This is a genomic window from Vibrio plantisponsor, from assembly GCF_013041605.1.
Taxonomy (GTDB): domain Bacteria; phylum Pseudomonadota; class Gammaproteobacteria; order Enterobacterales; family Vibrionaceae; genus Vibrio; species Vibrio plantisponsor.
The window spans coordinates 259,007-278,655 of sequence record NZ_JABEQC010000004.1 but is presented as its reverse complement, the minus strand read 5'-3'; the positions used below and the strand labels follow the sequence as shown (position 1 = coordinate 278,655).

General features: G+C 44.1%; 17 protein-coding genes, 1 tRNA gene, 2 riboswitches and 1 other annotated feature. Of the genes, 12 read left to right on the top strand and 6 right to left on the bottom strand.

Going from position 1 to position 19,649, the window contains the following annotated elements:
- Positions 1 to 29: 29 nt before the first annotated feature.
- The 3 genes from purB to mnmA form a co-directional block, all read right to left on the bottom strand.
- Positions 30 to 1,400: an adenylosuccinate lyase gene (gene purB, locus HKI82_RS08105; RefSeq protein ID WP_171137704.1), complete on the bottom strand. Its 1,371-nt coding sequence runs from the start codon at positions 1,398 to 1,400 to the stop codon at positions 30 to 32.
- A gap of 150 nt (positions 1,401 to 1,550) precedes the next feature.
- On the bottom strand, positions 1,551 to 2,168 hold the full coding sequence (hflD, locus tag HKI82_RS08100) for a high frequency lysogenization protein HflD (protein WP_171137703.1): 618 nt from the start codon (positions 2,166 to 2,168) through the stop codon (positions 1,551 to 1,553).
- A gap of 11 nt (positions 2,169 to 2,179) precedes the next feature.
- Positions 2,180 to 3,304 (bottom strand): tRNA 2-thiouridine(34) synthase MnmA, encoded by a 1,125-nt coding sequence (gene mnmA, locus HKI82_RS08095; protein WP_042481931.1) that lies wholly within the window; start codon positions 3,302 to 3,304, stop codon positions 2,180 to 2,182.
- 275 nt (positions 3,305 to 3,579) lie between these two features.
- On the opposite strand from mnmA, the gene HKI82_RS08090 reads away from it, so the two are divergent.
- A complete protein-coding gene (locus HKI82_RS08090; protein ID WP_171137702.1) occupies positions 3,580 to 4,884 on the top strand; it encodes an inosine/guanosine kinase in 1,305 nt (434 codons plus the stop codon).
- Positions 4,885 to 4,978: 94 nt separating this feature from the next.
- Here the strand turns inward: HKI82_RS08090 and HKI82_RS08085 are convergent, their stop codons facing one another.
- Entirely contained in the window at positions 4,979 to 5,389 is a 411-nt protein-coding gene (locus tag HKI82_RS08085; protein ID WP_112404565.1) for an H-NS family histone-like protein, read from the bottom strand.
- A gap of 401 nt (positions 5,390 to 5,790) precedes the next feature.
- Positions 5,791 to 5,973: riboswitch (Lysine riboswitch) on the top strand.
- A gap of 116 nt (positions 5,974 to 6,089) precedes the next feature.
- On the opposite strand from HKI82_RS08085, the gene HKI82_RS08080 reads away from it, so the two are divergent.
- The 9 genes from HKI82_RS08080 to hisIE all read left to right on the top strand — a co-directional run bounded on the left by HKI82_RS08080 (position 6,090) and on the right by hisIE (position 15,183).
- On the top strand, positions 6,090 to 7,691 hold the full coding sequence (locus tag HKI82_RS08080) for a Na+/H+ antiporter NhaC family protein (protein WP_171137701.1): 1,602 nt from the start codon (positions 6,090 to 6,092) through the stop codon (positions 7,689 to 7,691).
- Positions 7,692 to 7,879: 188 nt separating this feature from the next.
- Positions 7,880 to 8,016 (top strand) — a sequence feature (His leader region).
- Between the two features lie 53 nt (positions 8,017 to 8,069).
- Entirely contained in the window at positions 8,070 to 8,966 is an 897-nt protein-coding gene (gene hisG / locus HKI82_RS08075; RefSeq protein ID WP_102941646.1) for an ATP phosphoribosyltransferase, read from the top strand.
- 5 nt (positions 8,967 to 8,971) lie between these two features.
- On the top strand, positions 8,972 to 10,279 hold the full coding sequence (hisD, locus tag HKI82_RS08070; RefSeq protein ID WP_112404564.1) for a histidinol dehydrogenase: 1,308 nt from the start codon (positions 8,972 to 8,974) through the stop codon (positions 10,277 to 10,279).
- A 5-nt stretch (positions 10,280 to 10,284) separates the two neighbouring features.
- Positions 10,285 to 11,325 carry a histidinol-phosphate transaminase gene (hisC, locus tag HKI82_RS08065; protein WP_112404563.1) on the top strand — a complete coding sequence of 347 codons (1,041 nt, stop codon included), beginning with the start codon at positions 10,285 to 10,287 and terminating at the stop codon, positions 11,323 to 11,325.
- Positions 11,326 to 11,338: 13 nt separating this feature from the next.
- On the top strand, positions 11,339 to 12,412 hold the full coding sequence (gene hisB, locus HKI82_RS08060; protein ID WP_112404562.1) for a bifunctional histidinol-phosphatase/imidazoleglycerol-phosphate dehydratase HisB: 1,074 nt from the start codon (positions 11,339 to 11,341) through the stop codon (positions 12,410 to 12,412).
- Positions 12,412 to 13,029, top strand: a complete 618-nt coding sequence (gene hisH / locus HKI82_RS08055) for an imidazole glycerol phosphate synthase subunit HisH (protein WP_165311698.1) — start codon at positions 12,412 to 12,414, stop codon at positions 13,027 to 13,029. The genes hisB and hisH overlap by 1 nt, the downstream gene beginning before the upstream one ends.
- Before the next feature lie 53 nt (positions 13,030 to 13,082).
- Positions 13,083 to 13,820, top strand: coding sequence for a 1-(5-phosphoribosyl)-5-[(5-phosphoribosylamino)methylideneamino]imidazole-4-carboxamide isomerase (hisA, locus tag HKI82_RS08050; RefSeq protein ID WP_102941651.1), 738 nt, complete (start codon positions 13,083 to 13,085; stop codon positions 13,818 to 13,820).
- On the top strand, positions 13,802 to 14,575 hold the full coding sequence (gene hisF / locus HKI82_RS08045) for an imidazole glycerol phosphate synthase subunit HisF (RefSeq protein WP_171137700.1): 774 nt from the start codon (positions 13,802 to 13,804) through the stop codon (positions 14,573 to 14,575). Before hisA ends, hisF begins: the two co-directional genes overlap by 19 nt.
- A complete protein-coding gene (gene hisIE, locus HKI82_RS08040; RefSeq protein ID WP_042481952.1) occupies positions 14,572 to 15,183 on the top strand; it encodes a bifunctional phosphoribosyl-AMP cyclohydrolase/phosphoribosyl-ATP diphosphatase HisIE in 612 nt (203 codons plus the stop codon). Before hisF ends, hisIE begins: the two co-directional genes overlap by 4 nt.
- Positions 15,184 to 15,214: 31 nt before the next feature.
- Here the strand turns inward: hisIE and HKI82_RS08035 are convergent.
- Positions 15,215 to 15,290 (bottom strand) — tRNA-Lys (locus HKI82_RS08035).
- A 108-nt stretch (positions 15,291 to 15,398) separates the two neighbouring features.
- Positions 15,399 to 15,496: riboswitch (TPP riboswitch) on the top strand.
- Positions 15,497 to 15,578: 82 nt separating this feature from the next.
- Between HKI82_RS08035 and thiD the strand changes: the two genes are divergently transcribed.
- Complete coding sequence (gene thiD / locus HKI82_RS08030; RefSeq protein WP_171137699.1) at positions 15,579 to 16,397, top strand: bifunctional hydroxymethylpyrimidine kinase/phosphomethylpyrimidine kinase; 819 nt, start codon at positions 15,579 to 15,581, stop codon at positions 16,395 to 16,397.
- Here the strand turns inward: thiD and rluE are convergent.
- Entirely contained in the window at positions 16,381 to 17,079 is a 699-nt protein-coding gene (gene rluE, locus HKI82_RS08025) for a 23S rRNA pseudouridine(2457) synthase RluE (protein ID WP_102941655.1), read from the bottom strand. The two genes, thiD and rluE, sit on opposite strands and share 17 nt — an antisense overlap.
- Before the next feature lie 315 nt (positions 17,080 to 17,394).
- On the opposite strand from rluE, the gene HKI82_RS08020 reads away from it, so the two are divergent.
- Positions 17,395 to 19,623 (top strand): NADP-dependent isocitrate dehydrogenase, encoded by a 2,229-nt coding sequence (locus tag HKI82_RS08020; RefSeq protein ID WP_171137698.1) that lies wholly within the window; start codon positions 17,395 to 17,397, stop codon positions 19,621 to 19,623.
- Positions 19,624 to 19,649: the final 26 nt, after the last annotated feature.

Genomic DNA, 19,649 nt, shown 5'->3' with positions numbered 1-19,649 from the left:
CAGCCTCCCTTCTTCAATCTAATTACAGCTTATAGCTTGTCAGTAAGCTCAATCGCTTGACCGATATAGCTTGCAGGTGTCATTTCTTTCAAACGCGCTTTTTCTTCTTCTGGCAGTTCTAGGCCATCAATGAAGTTACGCATTGCTTCACCGTCAACACGCTTACCACGAGTCAGCTCTTTTAGCTTCTCGTATGGTTTTTCAATGCCGTAACGACGCATCACCGTCTGTACTGGCTCTGCTAGAACTTCCCAGTTCTTATCCAGTTCAGCCAGTAGAGCTTCGCGGTTCACTTCTAGCTTGCTGATACCTTTCAGAGTCGACGTGTAGGCAATGATTGCGTAACCCACGCCCACGCCTAGGTTGCGTAGTACCGTTGAGTCTGTAAGGTCACGTTGCCAGCGAGAGATAGGCAGTTTTTGTGCTAGGTGAGTAAACACAGCGTTTGCCAGGCCTAAGTTACCTTCTGAGTTTTCGAAATCGATTGGGTTAACTTTGTGCGGCATGGTTGAAGAACCGATTTCGCCAGCAATTGTTCTTTGCTTGAAGTGACCCAGAGCGATGTAGCCCCATACGTCACGGTCGAAGTCGATAAGAATCGTATTGAAACGTGCCACAGCATCAAATAGCTCAGCGATGTAATCGTGAGGTTCGATTTGAGTTGTGTACGGGTTCCAAGTTACGCCAAGAGATTCTGTAACGAACTCTTCGCTGAATTTGTGCCAATCAACCGTTGGGTAAGCAGAAAGGTGCGCGTTGTAGTTACCTACAGCACCGTTGATTTTCGCTAGGATTTCAACGTTCGCGATTTGCTTGTATTGACGTTCCATACGGTACGCAACGTTCGCCATCTCTTTACCCATAGTCGATGGAGAAGCAGGCTGACCGTGAGTACGAGACAGAAGTGGGATATCACGGTATTCAACCGCTAAGCCACGGATAGCATCAATGATATTACGGATTTCAGGAAGAATAACCGTATCACGAGCTTCTTTAAGCATCAGAGCGTGAGACGTGTTGTTGATGTCTTCAGAAGTACATGCAAAGTGAATGAATTCATTAACTGCGTGAAGCTCAGCAACGCCAGCAACTTTTTCTTTTAGGAAATATTCCACTGCTTTTACGTCGTGGTTAGTTGTGCGTTCGATATCTTTGATACGTTGTGCATCAGCTTCGCTGAAGTTTGCTGCAACGCTATCAAGGAATTTGTTTGCTTCTTCACTGAATGCAGGAACTTCTGCAATCTCAGCTGTTGCTGCAAGCTTCTGTAACCAGCGAATTTCAACGATAGTACGGTATTTAAGTAAGCCAAATTCACTAAAAATACTGCGTAGTGCAATAGTTTTACTGCCGTAACGGCCGTCTACTGGTGAAACAGCAGTCAATGCTGACAGTTCCATGATCTTCTCCTGAATTGGTTTCTAAATTTCGTGTGCTTTATACCAGTATCAATGGCAATTGTCACGAATATTGCGCAAACGTTTGCGCGAGATTTCTGCTACTCAAAAACGATGAGTAAAAAAATTAGCTCGCATGGTGCGAGCTAACGATTACATTCTGGCCAGTAATATCTTGGCTTGATCAACCATCTTCTTGCGTCCGAAGACAAGATGGAGACGTCGGCCGCCGACTTGACGCCAAAGTACTGCACAACGAATACCGGATAACAGTAGTGCGCGCACCTTTTGTTGGTTTGCGGTTTGCTGTAATACCGCTGGAGTACCTGCAACTTGAATGCGAGGGCCGATAGGGCTGATCACATCGAGGTAAACACTCGCTAGATTGCTGATCATCTGTTCATCAAGCAAATCAAAATGTTCAACTTGGCGTTCGATCATTTGAATGCGATCACCCAGTTGAGACATCGCATCTCTGCGGCTGGTTAGTTTACGCTCTAAAGCCAGTAAGCTAATAATATAGCGAGTAATAACACTGCCCGTAGGGGTGCTATCAATGCCATTCACCAGACACTCAAGACCAACTTTTAAATCGGCTTCGCTACCGAAAACACCAATAGTATTACTTGGATTGGTTGCCAAAATTGCACGCAGTGAAGTTTCAAACGCGTCTGAATCACAGTAACCGTCTTTCGCTACTTTTTGCACTAAAGCGACAGCTTGGCAAATTCCAGCAAATGCGATAGTTCGGTCATAAATTGTGTTAGCCACGTAAATACTCCTTAACAAATACGTTGTTCAATAATGCCGCCACCTAGACATACATCGCCTTGGTAGAAAACAGCAGACTGTCCTGGGGTAACTGCGACTTGTGGGTCATCAAACATCACTTTGATGTTGTTGTCATCCACAGGGATAACGGTACAAGGAATGTCAGTTTGACGGTAACGTGTCTTCACTGAACAGCGGAACGCTTCTTTCACTGGGGTACGATCAACCCAATGTAGTTGTGAAGCCATTAATCCGTATGATTTCAATAACGGATGGTCTGCGCCTTGTACTGCGATAAGCACGTTACGTTTGAGATCTTTCTCTGCAACGTACCATGGGTCTTCGTTACCGCCGCCACCTTTTTGACCACCAATGTGCAAGCCTTTGCGCTGACCTAATGTGTGGTACATAAGGCCTTGATGTTCGCCAATAACTTTACCTTCAGGGGTCTCAATTTTACCCGGTTGAGCAGGCAAATAGCGAGACAAGAAGTCTGTAAATTTGCGCTCACCGATAAAACAGATACCTGTTGAATCTTTTTTCTTCGCTGTGATTAAACCTTGCTCTTCAGCAATACGGCGAACCTCTGGTTTTTCTAATTCACCGACTGGGAACAAACTGCGTGCGACCTGTTCGTGGCTCAGTGTATATAAGAAGTAGCTTTGGTCTTTGTTGTTGTCTTTACCACGTAGCATTTGTGGCTTTTCACCTTCTTCTACGAAGGTGCGACGAACATAGTGACCCATAGCTATATAGTCTGCATCTAACACTTCATCTGCAAACTCTAAAAATGCTTTGAACTTGATTTCTTTGTTACAAAGAATGTCTGGGTTTGGTGTACGACCCGCTTTGTATTCCGCTAAGAAATATTCGAACACGTTGTCCCAGTATTCCGCTGCGAAATTAATCGTGTGCAAATAGATACCAAGTTTGTCGCAGACAGCCTGTGCATCAGCAAGATCTTCTGCTGCCGTACAATACTCTTCGTTATCGTCTTCTTCCCAGTTCTTCATGAACAAGCCTTCTACTTGATAGCCTTGTTGTTGAAGAAGATATGCTGAAACGGAAGAATCAACGCCACCTGACATGCCTACAATGACTTTCTTTTGGCTGTTTGCGTTGCGGTTATCTGACATGACTTAATACCACTTGATTGACTTGGACGCAGATTCTAACAGAAAGACTTTTTTGAGGACAGATCAGAGACTGAGTTCACACTTCTGATTTGGTGTATTTCAGCTTCATTGATGTGGGAAATAGAAATGTAATCGTTATCTACTATCGTTGTAAAAAAGACTTGTGTAAAAAACTTTTACTACGTAAACGTTTGCTATCCTTTGTTGAGTTGCTGCCTTACTGGACGCAGGGTAAAATTCCGGCTCTTTTCTTCTCACGCACCTAAATTATCGTTATGAAATTTCCTGGCCAACGTAAGTCAAAGCATTACTTTCCAGTCGATGCACGTGATCCATTAATCATCCAAGCGCAAGATAATAAGAGATTATCTCGCACACATATTATCGGTATTGATCAGACGTTGGTTGATATTGAAGCGAAAGTGGATTCCGAACTCATTGAACGCTATGGCCTGAGCAAGGGACATTCTTTAGTCATTAATGATGAGGCCGCTGAAGCTTTGTACAACGAGTTAAAGCAAAATGGTTTAATCAAAAATGAATTTGCGGGCGGAACTATTGGTAATACGTTGCACAATTATTCTGTGCTAGCGGATGACCGTTCAACGCTATTGGGTGTGATGAGCCAAGATATTAAAATTGGCAGCTACGGTTATCGTTATTTATGTAATACCTCTAGCCGTATGGATCTCAATTATCTGCAAGGTGTTGATGGTGCGATTGGACGCTGTTTCGCATTAATTACAGAAGATGGTGAACGTACTTTTGCAATTAGCGAAGGCCAAATGAATAAGCTTCACCCTGAGAGCATTCCTGAAAAAATATTTAAAAATGCATCTGCGCTAGTGATCACTGCATATTTGGTTCGTTGTAAAGAAGGCGACCCAATGCCACAAGCTACAATGCGCGCAATTGAATATGCTAAGAAATATGATGTGCCAGTTGTATTAACGCTAGGAACAAAATTCGTTATTCAGGATGACCCTCAATATTGGCAGGAATTTTTGCGTGATCATGTTTCTGTTGTTGCAATGAATGAAGATGAAGCGGAAGCATTAACGGGTGAGAGTGATCCATTAAAAGCTTCGGATAAAGCTTTAGATTGGGTTGATTTAGTTTTATGTACCGCTGGACCTGTGGGTTTATATATGGCGGGTTATACTGAAGACGAAAGTAAAAGAGAAACTTCTTTACCATTATTGCCGGGAGCTATTCCAGAGTTCAATCGCTTCGAATTTAGTCGCCCAGCAACCAGATTTAGCTGCGAGAATCCGACTCGAGTTTATTCTCATATTTCACCTTATATGGGTGGTCCGGAGAAAATTAAGAACACTAATGGGGCAGGTGATGCAGCTTTGTCAGCATTACTTCATGATATGGCAGCAAATAAATACCATAAAGGTAATGTGCCAAATTCAAGTAAGCATCAACATAATTTCTTAACCTATTCTTCTTTCTCACAAGTTTGTAAATACGCAAATCGAGTAAGTTACGAAGTGTTGGCTCAGCATTCTCCTCGTTTATCTCGTGGTCTTCCTGAACGTGAAGACAGCTTAGAAGAAGCGTATTGGGAAAGATAACGCTAACCTGAATAACGTTATATTTATCAGTATCACTAAATAATAGGTATAAAAAAGGCTCCGAATTCGGAGCCTTTTTTTGATAACTAGAAAATTAAATTTCGAATTGTTCTAGAGTTTTACCTTCATCTAAAGCTTTTTGAATTGCTGAAGGTGTACGGCCTTGGCCTGTCCAAGTTTTCTCTACGCCGTTGTCCATGTATTTATATTTCGCTGGACGAGGTGCGCGTTTGCCTTTTGCTTTTGATTTAGATTTTGTTTCGCCAGCAAGAGCAGAAATTAATGCTTCAACATCAATACCGTCATTAGCAATTTGCTCAGCAATTGCTGCTAATTTTGCTTCTTGTTCAGCTAGAGCCGCTTGTTCTTTTTCTTCAGACTCTCTGCGCTCTTCAACTACGATCGTTAATTTATCAAGCGCTTCTTCAAGTTGCTCTAAAGTTAGATCGCGTGAAAATGCACGAAGACTACGAATATTTAATAGAGTTTTAGTGATTTCCGACATTTCTTAATCCTGTTTAATTAAATAATTAACGGGGTAATAATAAACTGACTTATTAGTTCTTACAATATAATTAATCCAACATTAATGTAAATATTCTGAAATTTCCACCATAGTAGTAATTAAAGTTAGCCCTTTATAACTTAGCCATAAAAATAGAAAGGAAATATTAGTACTTCAGAGCATCAGACACATGCCATTTTTATGCAATTAATCTAATTTGGCCCGCAACACTTGGTGTTAGATTATGAAATATAATTCATTCACGCACTGAATAAATAGATGTAATGAAAATTGAAATTCTATGTTGCATTGACAGTTTTGTTAAGTACAATACGTCACACCTAAAGCGGAGTATGTTTAATGATCACGCAATATCTAGATTGCGTAGGTAATTGTTCTATCTCCGACGTAGAGGAGCGATATTGATCAGTATCCAGTATTGGGGTGATGCCAATGAATACCGGAGAAAGGCCATATCGCCGAAGTTAGTCAGGCCATCAATCTGCTAGCTGGGGTTGTCATCGAATAGGGGCAACACTGCCATAGTCTATATTGTTGTTAAACTATGGAGCGCTACTGTAGGGTTGGGTGGAGTGTTCACTTCCCTTTCGCTTAGTTCAACATTAATCGCATTGAAATTATTCGATGTGGTTTATCTGCAGTAGATCTCTAACCGAAATATTACTGGTTTTTGAAGATCATGAATTTATTAGATTTTGCATCGTCTCCTTTGTCGCTAATCCCAGCGTTAGTGGCGTTGAGTCTCGCTATTATTACTCGTCGTGTACTTGTTTCCCTTGGAATGGGTATTGCCCTTGGTGCGTTATTACTTGCTGATTACTCCATCGGTGATGCGATTAGCTATGTCGGCACAAAAGTAACCAACGTATTTATTGAAGACGGCGGTCTGAATACTTGGAATATGAGTATTGTCGGTTTCTTATTGCTATTGGGCATGATGACGGCACTGTTAACGCTTTCTGGTGGTACTCGTGCATTCGCCGAGTGGGCTCAGGTTCGCGTAAAAAGTAAACGTGGTTCGAAGCTTTTGGCTGCTTTCTTAGGTGTTTTCATTTTCGTTGATGACTACTTCAACAGCTTAGCGGTTGGCTCAATTTCTCGTCCTGTTACTGACCGCTTTTATGTTTCACGCGCTAAACTGGCTTACATCCTAGACTCTACTGCTGCACCAATGTGTGTTGTTATGCCTGCTTCAAGCTGGGGCGCATACATCATGACGATCATCGGCGGTATTTTGGTGTCACACGGTATTACTGAGTATTCTGCGCTTGGTGCTTATTTGCGTTTGGTTCCGATGAACTTCTATGCGGTATTTGCACTATTAATGGTGTTCGCTGTTGTATGGTTCCAAATGGATATTGGTCAGATGCGCCAACACGAAATCAATGCTTCTCAAGGCCAAGGTTTCGATGATGATATGTCTGAGAATGACGAACAAGCTCGCGATTTAAATGATGAGCTTGATATTCGTGAAAGTGAAAAGGGCAAGGTTTCAGACCTTATTTTCCCAATCGTACTGCTGATTATCGCGACCGTTGGTTCAATGCTGTACACCGGTGGTCAAGAACTAGCCGCTGATGGTAAAGCATTCAACGTACTAGGTGCTTTTGAAAATACCGATGTAGGTACATCACTTATTTACGGTGGTTTAGTTGGTTTAGCGGTTGCTCTGTTCACAGTAGTTAAACAAGGTATCGCTATATCTGAAATTGCACGTACGCTTTGGATTGGTGCTAAGTCGATGTTTGGCGCGATTCTAATTCTTGTCTTTGCCTGGACAATTGGTTCAGTGATCGGTGACATGAAAACGGGCGCGTACCTTTCTTCGTTAGCTCAAGGCAATATCGACCCACATTGGTTGCCAGTTATTTTGTTCCTACTGTCAGGCATTATGGCGTTCTCTACGGGTACTTCTTGGGGTACATTCGGCATCATGCTGCCAATCGCAGGCGATATGGCAGGGGCAACGGAAATTGCTCTGATGCTACCTATGCTGAGCGCGGTACTCGCTGGTTCTGTATTCGGCGATCACTGTTCTCCAATTTCAGACACCACTATTTTGTCTTCTACTGGTGCACGTTGTAATCATATTGACCACGTAGCAACTCAGCTCCCATATGCGTTGGCGGTTGCTGGTGTATCATGTGTTGGTTTCATTGTTCTTGGTATGACGCTATCGGTTCTGGCTTCTTTAGCAGCATCTACAGTGGCATTCGTTGCAGTCTGTCTCGTGTTTAATGCGCTCGCCAAATCAAAATTGGTAAGCTACACACAAGCTTGATGTTTTATGTATCTGCTTATTGAAGGAGGCTTTGGCCTCCTTTTTTTATGCTTGGAAAGTAGCTGACAGAAAAAGATAAGAAAAAGTGAAATTTTTTGTTGAAAAATGAGACGAGCTTAGATAGTGTTGAAAGCAATCCAATGAACACATTCGGTGTAATTAAGTATGCGTAATTTTGTAATGAACATTCATCATCACCATCATCCCTAAGAGTCTTTCGGGAGATGTACGCATACCCGGGAGACAGGATTCTCCCGGTGGTTAAATCAAAGTATTTTTAAGATTTTAGACCCTTGGGAGACCAATCTCTCAAGGGTTTTTTACTATCTAGATTAATTAAAACTTAAAGATTTCAATATTTTACGAAGGAAGAATGTAATGCAAACACAACGCCTAAGAATAGCAGTTCAAAAGAAAGGTCGTTTAAGCGACGAATGCCAAGATTTACTGAAGAAGTGTGGTGTGAAGTTTAATGTGATGGGTGAGCGATTAGTCGTACACTCAATGAATATGCCAATTGACCTTCTTCTTGTTCGTGACGACGATATTCCGGGATTGATTATGGACGGTGTGGTTGACCTGGGTTTTGTTGGCGAGAACGTGTTGGAAGAAACTCGTTATGACCGCATTGCTCTAAACCAGCCAAGCGAATTCGTTGACCTACGTCGTATGGACTTTGGTGGTTGCCGTCTTTCAATCGCAATCGACAAAGATATTGAATATAACGGACCACAAGACCTGAAAGGCAAGCGTATTGCAACGACCTATCCTCAACTTCTAAAAGCGTACATGGCAGAACAAGGAATCGATTTTAGTACCTGTATGTTAACTGGCTCGGTTGAAGTGGCTCCACGTGCAGGTCTTGCTGATGCAATTGCTGACTTGGTATCAACCGGTGCGACACTTGAAGCGAACGGCTTAAAAGAAGTTGAAGTGATATTCCAATCAAAAGCGAAACTGATTCAACGTTCGGGAGAATTTGCTCCAGATAAAGCAGCGTTGATTGACCGCCTTCTTACTCGTATGAACGGCGTGCAACAAGCGAAAGAATCGAAATACATCATGCTGCACGCGCCAGTGGAAAAACTACCTCAAATCACAGCGCTACTTCCAGGCGCAGAAGACCCAACTGTGTTACCACTTTCTGCTGATAAAACTCGCGTAGCCGTACACCTCGTCAGTGCTGAAAATTTGTTCTGGGAAACAATGGAAAAGTTAAAAGCACTTGGTGCAAGTTCTATTCTTGTATTACCAATTGAGAAGATGATGGAGTAATTCCGATGAGAACGATTGTTTGGCAATCGCTGAGTGAAACTCAGCAAGACTCAGTATTGGAACGTCCTGCTATCGCTGAAGGTGCGAATATCACTGCTGCGGTTGCGGAAGTTATTGCCAAAGTTCGAGCGGAAGGAGACTCTGCTCTTTTAGAACTGACTGAGAAATTCGATAAGTGTAAACCGGATTCAATTCGTGTTTCGGCAGAAGAAATTGACGCGGCATGTGAGCGTCTTGATGACGAAATGAAGCAAGCGTTGGAACTGGCTTACAACAACATCTCTAAATTTCACAAAGCACAAAAAGCAGCACCGATTAAAGTTGAAACTATGCCAGGTGTTGTGTGCGAACAGGTAACTCGTGCAATCAACAAAGTGGGTTTGTACATTCCAGGTGGCAGCGCGCCATTACCATCAACCGTATTGATGCTTGGTGTACCTGCGCAAATTGCCGGATGTCGTAAAGTCGTGTTGTGTTCTCCTCCGCCGATTGCTGATGAAATTCTTTATGTCGCTAAGCTTTGTAAGATCGATGAGGTTTATAACGTTGGTGGCGGCCAAGCAATTGCAGCAATGGCTTACGGTACGGAAAGCGTAGCGAAAGTGGATAAGATTTTTGGCCCAGGTAATGCGTATGTAACGGAAGCAAAACGCCAAGTGAGTAATGATTTCCGTGGCGCAGCGATTGATATGCCAGCTGGTCCATCAGAAGTGTTAGTGATTGCGGATGAAACTGCGGACGCGGATTTCATTGCAGCAGACTTACTAAGCCAAGCTGAACACGGTCCTGATTCACAAGTTGTTTTGGTCACACCTTCACCAGTCGTTGCGGATAAAGTGGCTGATGCGGTTCAAAAACAGCTTAAGTCGCTATCTCGCGCCGCAACTGCTGAAAAAGCTCTCGCTTCAAGCTTAATCATAATTGCAGAGTCGTTAACTCAGGCTGTTTCAATTTCTAACTACTATGGCCCAGAGCACCTGATTGTTCAGACTAAGAATCCTCGTGAATTAGTGCCTCTGTTAGACAATGCAGGCTCAATTTTCTTGGGCGACTGGTCACCAGAATCAGTGGGTGATTATGCTTCAGGCACTAACCACGTGCTGCCAACCTACGGTTATACCCGCACTTACTCAAGCTTAGGTTTAGCGGATTTCAGCAAACGTATGACAGTGCAAGAGCTAAGCGCAGATGGTCTCAAAGCACTAGCACCAACAGTTGTAAAAATGGCGGAAGCAGAAGGCTTAGACGCACACAAACGTGCCGTTACTATCCGCATAGAGAAACTCCTTACTGATAAAGGACAAAAGGCGTAATCATCATGGAAAAACTCGCTCGTAAACAAATTCAGCAATTAACGCCTTATCTTTCTGCTCGTCGCATTGGCGGAAGTGGTGATGTGTGGCTAAACGCTAACGAATCGCCATTCAACAACGAATACAAAACAAATTTTGCTCGCTTAAACCGTTATAGCGAATGCCAGCCACCTGAACTCATCAACGCGTATGCGTCATATGCAGGTGTGAAACCAGAGCAAGTGTTAACTTCTCGTGGTGCTGATGAAGGCATTGAATTATTGGTGCGTGCATTCTGCGAACCAAACCAAGATGCGATTTTATTCTGCCCGCCGACATACGGCATGTATGCAATCAGCGCAGAAACCATTGGCGTTGAACGTAAGAAAGTTCCACTGACTGCAGAGTGGCAGCTAGATTTAGCCAACATTGAAGCCAACCTAGAAAACGTTAAGTTGGTGTTTGTTTGTAGCCCAAATAACCCAACTGGTAATCTCGTTAAACGTGAAGATATTGTTTCTTTGTTAGAGATGACCAAAGACCGTGCGATTGTCGTGATGGATGAGGCTTATATCGATTTCTGCCCAGAAGCATCTACGGTTGATTTGCTGGCACAGTATCCAAACTTAGCTATCCTACGTACGCTATCCAAAGCGTTTGCTCTTGCAGGTCTTCGCTGTGGTTTTACTCTTGCTAATGAAGATTTAATTAATGTACTGCTAAAAGTCATCGCACCATACCCAGTGCCAGTGCCTGTTGCGGAAATCGCTACTCAAGCATTGTCTGAAGCAGGACTTGCTCGTGCAAAATACCAAGTGCTGGACCTAAACGCTAACCGTGCATATATGCAAGTGGGTCTGTCCATGGTAAGTGGTGTGCAAGTGTTTGAAGGATGGGGTAACTACTTGTTAGTTAAGTTCCCAGACGGTGATGCTTTGTTCAAAGCAGCATGGGATTCAGGCATTATTTTACGTAACTCACCGATTGAAGATTGTGTGCGTATTAGCGTAGGCAATAGAGAAGAGTGCGAAAAGACCGTCGCGTTTATTCGTAACTACTACCAATAGAAAGGATTCTACAATGAGCACCCAACAGAAAATTCTCTTTATCGACCGTGATGGCACTTTGATTGTTGAGCCTCCGGTGGATTTTCAGGTTGACCGTTTAGATAAACTTAAACTGGAACCTTTTGTTATCCCAAGTTTGTTGACTCTACAAGATGCGGGTTACCGTTTAGTAATGGTGACTAACCAAGATGGTTTAGGCACAAGCAGCTACCCGCAAGAAGACTTCGATGCTCCACACAACATGATGATGGATATCTTTTCCTCTCAAGGTGTGAAGTTTGATGATGTGTTGATTTGTCCTCACTTTGAAAAAGACAACTGCTCTTGCCGTAAGCCTAAGCTAGGAATGGTGAAAGAGTACCTTCAAGGCGGCAAAGTTGACTTTAAATCATCGGTTGTGATTGGTGACCGTCTTACAGATCTACAGTTAGCAGAGAACATGGCTATTCGTGGTATTCAGTACAATCCAGAAACGATGAACTGGCCACAAATCGTCAAAGACCTAACAGTAAAAGCTCGCACTGCAAAAGTGGTTCGCAAAACCAAAGAAACTGACATTCAGGTTGCAGTTAATCTTGATGAGACTGGCGGTAACCAGATCGAAACGGGTTTAGGTTTTTTTGACCACATGCTTGATCAAATCGCCACTCACGGCGGTTTCCAATTAAAGCTCAAAGTAGATGGTGACTTACACATCGACGATCACCACACCGTTGAAGATACCGCTTTGGCACTTGGTCAGGCGATTAAAGAAGCCTTAGGTGACAAGCGTGGTATCGGTCGTTTTGGTTTTACTCTGCCAATGGACGAATGTTTAGCGCAATGTGCATTAGACCTATCAGGCCGCCCTTATCTGAAATTTGACGCAGAGTTCAGCCGCCCAGAAGTTGGCGATTTATCCACTGAGATGGTTTACCACTTCTTCCGTTCGTTGACTGACACACTCGCGTGCACTCTGCACTTGTCTTCTACTGGCGAGAATGACCACCACATCATTGAAAGCTTGTTTAAGGCGTTTGGTCGTACACTGCGTCAGGCTATTCAAGTACAGGGAAATGAGTTGCCAAGCAGCAAAGGGGTTCTCTAATGGCGAATGAACAAAAAGTTGTCATTATCGATACGGGTTGTGCCAACGTCTCTTCAGTGAAATTCGCCATTGAACGTTTGGGCTATCCAGTGACGATTTCAAAAGACCCAGCAGTGGTTCTTGCTGCGGATAAGCTGTTCTTACCGGGCGTAGGAACAGCCAGCGAAGCGATGAAGAACCTTGAAGAGCGTAACCTTATTGAGCTGGTGGCAAAGGTAGATAAACCGCTACTAGGGATCTGTTTAGGTATGCAGTTACTAGGTAAATTATCTGAAGAGAAAGGACAGAAAGCGGATGATATCGTTGAATGTCTGGGTTTGGTTGAAGGTGAAGTTCGTTTAATGCAAACCGGTGATTTGCCATTGCCTCACATGGGCTGGAATACCGTTTCGGCTAAAGCTGGCAACCCTCTTTTCAAAGATATTGAAGAGGGCGAGTACTTCTATTTTGTACACAGCTTTGCAATGCCTGTAGGTGACTACACCATTGCTGAATGTGACTACGGAAATCCATTTAGCGCAGCGATTCAAAATGGCAATTATTACGGTGTTCAGTTCCACCCAGAGCGTTCATCAAAAGCCGGTTCTAAGTTAATTCAGAACTTCCTAGAGCTCTAAAAAATAGACGGAAGCTGTAAGCGATAAAGCGGCAAGTCGAATAAGGAACAGAAATGATTATTCCCGCATTAGATTTAATTGAAGGTCAGGTTGTACGCCTCTATCAGGGTGATTACGGCCAAGTGACAGAATATAAAGTCGACCCAGTTGAACAATTCAATTTATACAACAAAGCTGGCGCTGACTGGCTACACCTTGTGGATTTAACGGGCGCAAAAGATACCAGTGCTCGCCAGTTAGACCTGATTGCAAAATTACTGGCAGGTACGCCAGCCAATATTCAAATTGGTGGCGGTGTACGCAGCGAGCAAGACGTGGTTGACCTGCTCGAAGCGGGCGCGCAACGTGTTGTGGTAGGTTCAACGGCAGTTAAGCAACCTGAGTTAGTGAAAGGTTGGATGACCAAATACGGCGCAGAAAAAATTGTGCTGGCGCTGGATATAAACATCGATGCTGACGGTACACGCAAAGTGGCGATTTCCGGTTGGCAGGAAGATTCAGGTGTCACCATCGAAGCACTGATTGACGATTATCTAACCGTCGGTTTGAAACATGTACTCTGCACAGACATTTCCCGTGACGGAACGCTAGCCGGTTCTAACGTTGAGCTGTATGTAGACCTTTGTAAACAATACCCACAGGTTCAGTTCCAATCTTCAGGTGGTATTGGCAGTTTAGCGGATATTGAAGCGCTGAAAGGTAGTGGTGTGGCTGGCGTGATTGTTGGTCGTGCGTTACTGGATGGTAAATTCACCACTGAGGAGGCGTTCGCATGTTGGCAAAACGTATAATCCCTTGTTTGGACGTTCGTGACGGACAGGTTGTGAAAGGCGTGCAGTTCCGCAATCACGAAATCATCGGAGACATCGTTCCGCTAGCAAAACGTTATGCGGAAGAGGGCGCAGATGAGTTGGTGTTTTACGATATCACCGCATCCAGTGATGGTCGTGTGGTGGATAAAAGCTGGGTTGCGCGAGTTGCAGAGGTAATAGACATTCCTTTCTGTGTCGCTGGTGGTATTAAATCAGCCGAAGATGCCGCTCGCATCCTCGAGTTTGGAGCGGACAAAGTATCGATTAACTCGCCAGCACTAGCGAATCCAGACCTGATTACCAATCTAGCGGATAAGTTTGGTGTGCAATGTATCGTTGTAGGTATCGACTCCTATTTTGATAAAGAAACGGGCAAGTATCAGGTTTACCAGTTCACTGGTGATGAAGCGCGTACTAAAGCAACCAAGTGGGAAACCAAAGATTGGGTTCAAGAAGTGCAAAAACGTGGCGCGGGTGAAATCGTATTAAATATGATGAACCAAGACGGTGTACGTAACGGTTACGACCTAGAGCAACTGAATATGGTTCGATCTGTATGTCACGTACCTTTGATTGCTTCTGGTGGCGCGGGTGCTATGGAGCATTTCGCCGATGCGTTCAAATTAGCGAATGTTGATGGTGCGTTAGCTGCATCAGTGTTCCACAAACAAATCATCAATATTGGTGAGCTCAAGCAATATTTAAAACAACAAGCGGTTGAGGTGAGACTATGAGCCTAGCGGAACGAATTAATTGGGAAAAGGTTGATGGTCTTGTTCCTGCGATTGTGCAGGACTTTGGTTCAAGCCAAGTGCTGATGATGGGGTACATGAACCAAGAAGCACTAGCGAAAACATTGGAAACAGAACAAGTCACTTTCTATTCGCGCACCAAGCAGCGACTATGGACCAAAGGAGAAACCTCTGGCAACGTGTTGCAATTGAAAAATATTGCTTTGGACTGCGATCAAGACACCTTGCTGGTTAAAGTGAATCCGATTGGTCCAACGTGCCACACTGGCACAACAACTTGTTGGGACGGTGATGCACAAGAGGAGTCACAAATGGTGTGGCTTCATCAACTTGAGCAGTTATTGGCTGCCCGCAAGAGTGCCGATCCAGACTCCTCTTACACCGCTAGTCTTTATGCGCGTGGCACCAAACGCATTTCGCAGAAAGTGGGCGAAGAAGGCGTTGAAGTCGCACTTGCGGCGACGTCGGGCGATAAGGCGGAACTAGTGTGTGAGTCTGCGGACTTAATCTATCACTTGCTTGTCTTGCTTCAAGACCAAGGCCTGTCGATGAGTGATGTGATTAATAAACTCAAAGAGCGTCATAAGTAGCCATAGCTTCAATAAGCTGAAGAGAACGTTTTGGTAGGCCGTGCGGGGCTCGAACCCGCGACCGATTGATTAAGAGTCAACTACTCTACCAACTGAGTTAACGGCCTACGTATTGAAAAATACATTTTGATACAACGAATTATAGTCTCGATTCGACCATTTATCGTTGTGAAAGTTATAAATTGCAAAACGGACAATTTAATTGTTATTCTGTCCGCCATTAGTCGGGGAGCCTTTGGGCTGAGATCGCATTGCGAGACCCGTTGAACCTGATTCAGTTAATACTGACGTAGGGAACTAATCCAATCTTTGCGATTGTATATCTCGTTTTGCCGTCTATCTCAGATGCGCTTTCGAGAGACTGTTCCTGTACGTCTTACCTCAAAGGAACAGTTATGCCTAAATCCAATACAATTCCTGTTGTACTGACTATTGCCGGATCGGACAGTGGTGGTGGTGCGGGTATTCAAGCCGATATCAAAGCGATATCCGCGACTGGCAGTTACGCGGCTTCGGTTATCACCGCGATTACCTCTCAAAATACATTGGGTGTGTTAGATATCTTACCCATTCCTTTAGCTCATATTGAAAGTCAGTTAGATGCAGTATTCCAAGACCTCAATATTGTCGCGGTAAAAATTGGTATGTTGGCGGATGCCGACATCATCAATTTGGTGGCTGATAAGCTGGAACAATATCAACCAAAACACATTGTGTTGGATACCGTGATGGTGGCAACCAGTGGCGATTTACTGCTAAAAGAAACGGCGATAGGCAGCTTGAAAGATCGCTTGTTGCCTCTCGCAAGCATTATTACGCCAAATCTACCAGAAGCCGCAGCGCTCACAGGGCTAGCTGAGCCGAAAGACGCTGAGCAAATTGAACATATGGTTACTGCAATGCGTCAGTTAAGTACTTCAGCGGTATTGCTCAAAGGCGGGCATTTAGAGGCGTCTGATGAGAGTGATGACCTGCTGATTACCCAAAATGAAACACACAGATTAAGCACTGAGAGAATTCGCACTCCGAATACCCATGGGACGGGTTGTACCTTGTCTTCGACAATTGCTTCGTTTTTGGCTCAGGGAGAAGATATGCTCTCAGCGGTCAGTCACGCCAAACAATACATTACACAAGCGATAGGACATGCTGATTTGCTTAAAGTGGGACAGGGCCGAGGCCCCGTCGATCATTTCTTTATGCTGCATCAATAGAGATTTCTTTCCACTCGCCAGGCTGAAGGTCACCCAACTCAATATTACCCATTGAGTAGCGAATCAGACGCAGAGTAGGGAAGCCAATGTGCGCTGTCATGCGTCTTACTTGTCGGTTACGACCTTCAATGATGGTAATTGCAAGCCAAGTGGTTGGAATGGCTGCGCGAAAGCGCACTGGTGGATTTCGAGGCCATAACTGGGGTTCTTCAATCACCACTACTTGCGCTGGAAGTGTTGGTCCGTCCTTTAGTGTCACTCCGTTTCTAAGTGGTTCTAAATCTGACTCTGTCGGTATGCCTTCAACCTGAACCCAGTAGGTTTTTGGCGATTTTGATTCAGGCTGAGTCAGTTTGGCTTGTAAAATACCATCGTTGGTTAACACCATCAGACCTTCGCTATCGCGGTCAAGTCGCCCAGCGGCATACACATCTTTGACTGTTATGAAGTCGGCGAGCGTTTTTCGGCCTTCACCATCGGTAAACTGGCTTAACGTGTCATAAGGTTTATTAAAAACAATGACTTTGCGATCTTCAATGTTCACTTTTGGTTTCTGAACCGCAGGTTTACGCGCTCTTTGGCTCGTTGAAGTGCGCCCAGAAGAACGATTTCCTTGTTTGAAACGCGGTTTATGAGTCGAGTGAGGAGCCTTAGCAGTGCTTCTACGCGAGCTGGATGACATGTTAACTACCTTGCAAAAATGTAAATGAAGTGTGTTTGAAAGTTTTCTGAAACTCGCTTTTGCGCTATCATTTTCGCGCCCAGAAATAGGATAAACGACAAGATGATAGACTATTATCCTAGTTTTGTTTAATTATAACGATCTTCACTCAAGGACTGTCTCGAAGACTCATTATGGTGGTTCGCACAAAGAAGTTATTCGAACACAAAAAGGAAAGAGTGAGACTATCGTGCACAAGTTTGGGATGTTTCCCGCTTGAGCCGTACATTCACACAACACATGCCCGTGTGTTGTTAGAACAAATAGGGAAAGTTCATGCCAACAAATAAACCTACAATTATTTATACAATCACTGACGAAGCCCCAGCTCTAGCTACATATTCATTGCTGCCAATTATCCAGTCATTCACGGCATCGTCAGGCATTGAAATTGAAACTCGTGATATTTCTTTAGCAGGACGTATTCTTGCTAACTTCCCAGAGCATTTGAAAGAAGACCAGCGCGTTGGTGACGCTCTTACGGAACTCGGTGAACTTGCACAAACTCCTGAAGCAAACATCATCAAACTGCCAAATATCTCAGCATCGGTACCTCAGTTAAAAGCGGCGATCAAAGAACTTCAAGACAAAGGTTTTGCACTTCCAAATTACCCTGAAGAGCCTTCAACTTACGAAGAAGAAGCGATTAAAGCAACGTACGACAAAATCAAAGGTAGTGCGGTAAACCCTGTACTGCGTGAAGGTAACTCTGACCGTCGTGCTCCAGCTTCAGTGAAAAACTATGCGAAGAAGAACCCACACTCAATGGGTGCTTGGTCTGCGGATTCTAAGTCTCACGTTTCTAGCATGAGTGATAAAGACTTCTTCGGTACTGAAAAATCGGTCACCGTAGATGGTGCAACTCAAGTTTCTATTCAGTTTGTCGGCAAAGATGGTTCAACCAAAGAACTGAAAAAGCCTTTTGCACTGAAGGATAAAGAAATTATTGATGCAAGCGTTTTGAACAAGAAAGCGCTTGTAGAGTTCTTCGAAAAAGAAATTGCGGACGCTAAAGAACAAGACGTTCTGCTTTCTCTGCACATGAAAGCCACCATGATGAAAGTGTCTGACCCAGTCATCTTTGGTCATGCAGTTAAGGTTTACTACAAAGAAGTGTTCGACAAATACGGGGACGTATTTGAGAAACTTGGTGTTGATGTAAACAACGGTCTAGGTGATGTGTATGCGAAAATCCAAGCATTACCTCAGGCTCAACGTGACGAGATTGAAGCCGCACTTCAAGCGGTTTATGCAACTCAACCTCCACTGGCGATGGTTGACTCTGATCGCGGTATCACCAACCTACACGTACCTAGCGACATTATCGTTGACGCGTCTATGCCAGCGATGATCCGTTCATCAGGTCAAATGTGGGGTCCAGACGGTAAGCAAAAAGATACTAAAGCAATGATCCCAGATCGTTGTTACGCTGGCGTTTACCAAGCTGTGATTGAATTCTGTAAAGAGCATGGTGCATTTGACCCAACTACTATGGGTAGCGTACCAAACGTGGGTTTGATGGCTCAGAAGGCGGAAGAATACGGTTCTCACGATAAAACCTTCATTCTAGATGCTGACGGTGCAGTGCGTGTTGTTGATGCGGCAGGTAATGTGCTGCTTGAGCAACAAGTAGAAGCTGGCGATATCTTCCGCATGTGCCAAGTTAAAGACGCGCCGATTCAAGACTGGGTTAAGCTTGCAGTAAACCGCGCTCGTGCAACCAATACACCAGCAGTATTCTGGTTAGACGAAGCTCGCGCACACGATGCTGAGCTGATTAAGAAAGTGAAGCAGTATCTACCTGATCACGATACTTCTGGTCTAGAGATCAAGATCCTTTCTCCAGTAGACGCAACGCTATACTCGCTAGCGCGTATTAAAGAAGGTAAAGACACTATTTCTGTTACAGGTAACGTACTACGCGACTACCTAACAGACTTGTTCCCAATTCTTGAGCTAGGTACTTCAGCTAAGATGCTTTCAATCGTCCCACTAATGAATGGTGGTGGTCTGTTTGAAACGGGCGCTGGTGGTTCAGCTCCTAAGCACGTTCAACAAGTTCAAAAAGAGAACCACTTACGTTGGGACTCTCTTGGTGAATTCTTAGCGCTTGCTGCTTCTTTGGAGCATCTAAGTGTGGTGACTGGCAATGCGAAAGCTCAAGTATTGGCTGATGCGTTAGATAAAGCGACAGGTAAATTCCTAGACCTTAACAAATCGCCATCACGTAAAGTGGGTGAACTAGATAACCGTGGTAGCCATTACTACCTAGCAGCATATTGGGCTGAAGCACTAGCTGCACAAACTCAAGATGCGGATCTTGCGGCTGAATTTGCTCCTGTGGCTGAACAGCTGCTAGCGAACGAAGAGAAGATTGTGTCTGAGCTAAATGGTGCTCAAGGCGTTGCGGGTGATTTGGGTGGTTACTATGCGTTTAACGATGCATTGGTTTCTAACCTAATGCGTCCAAGTTCAACATTGAACAGCATCGTAGATCGCGCATAAGCTTAAAAGGCACTTGACGATAAAAT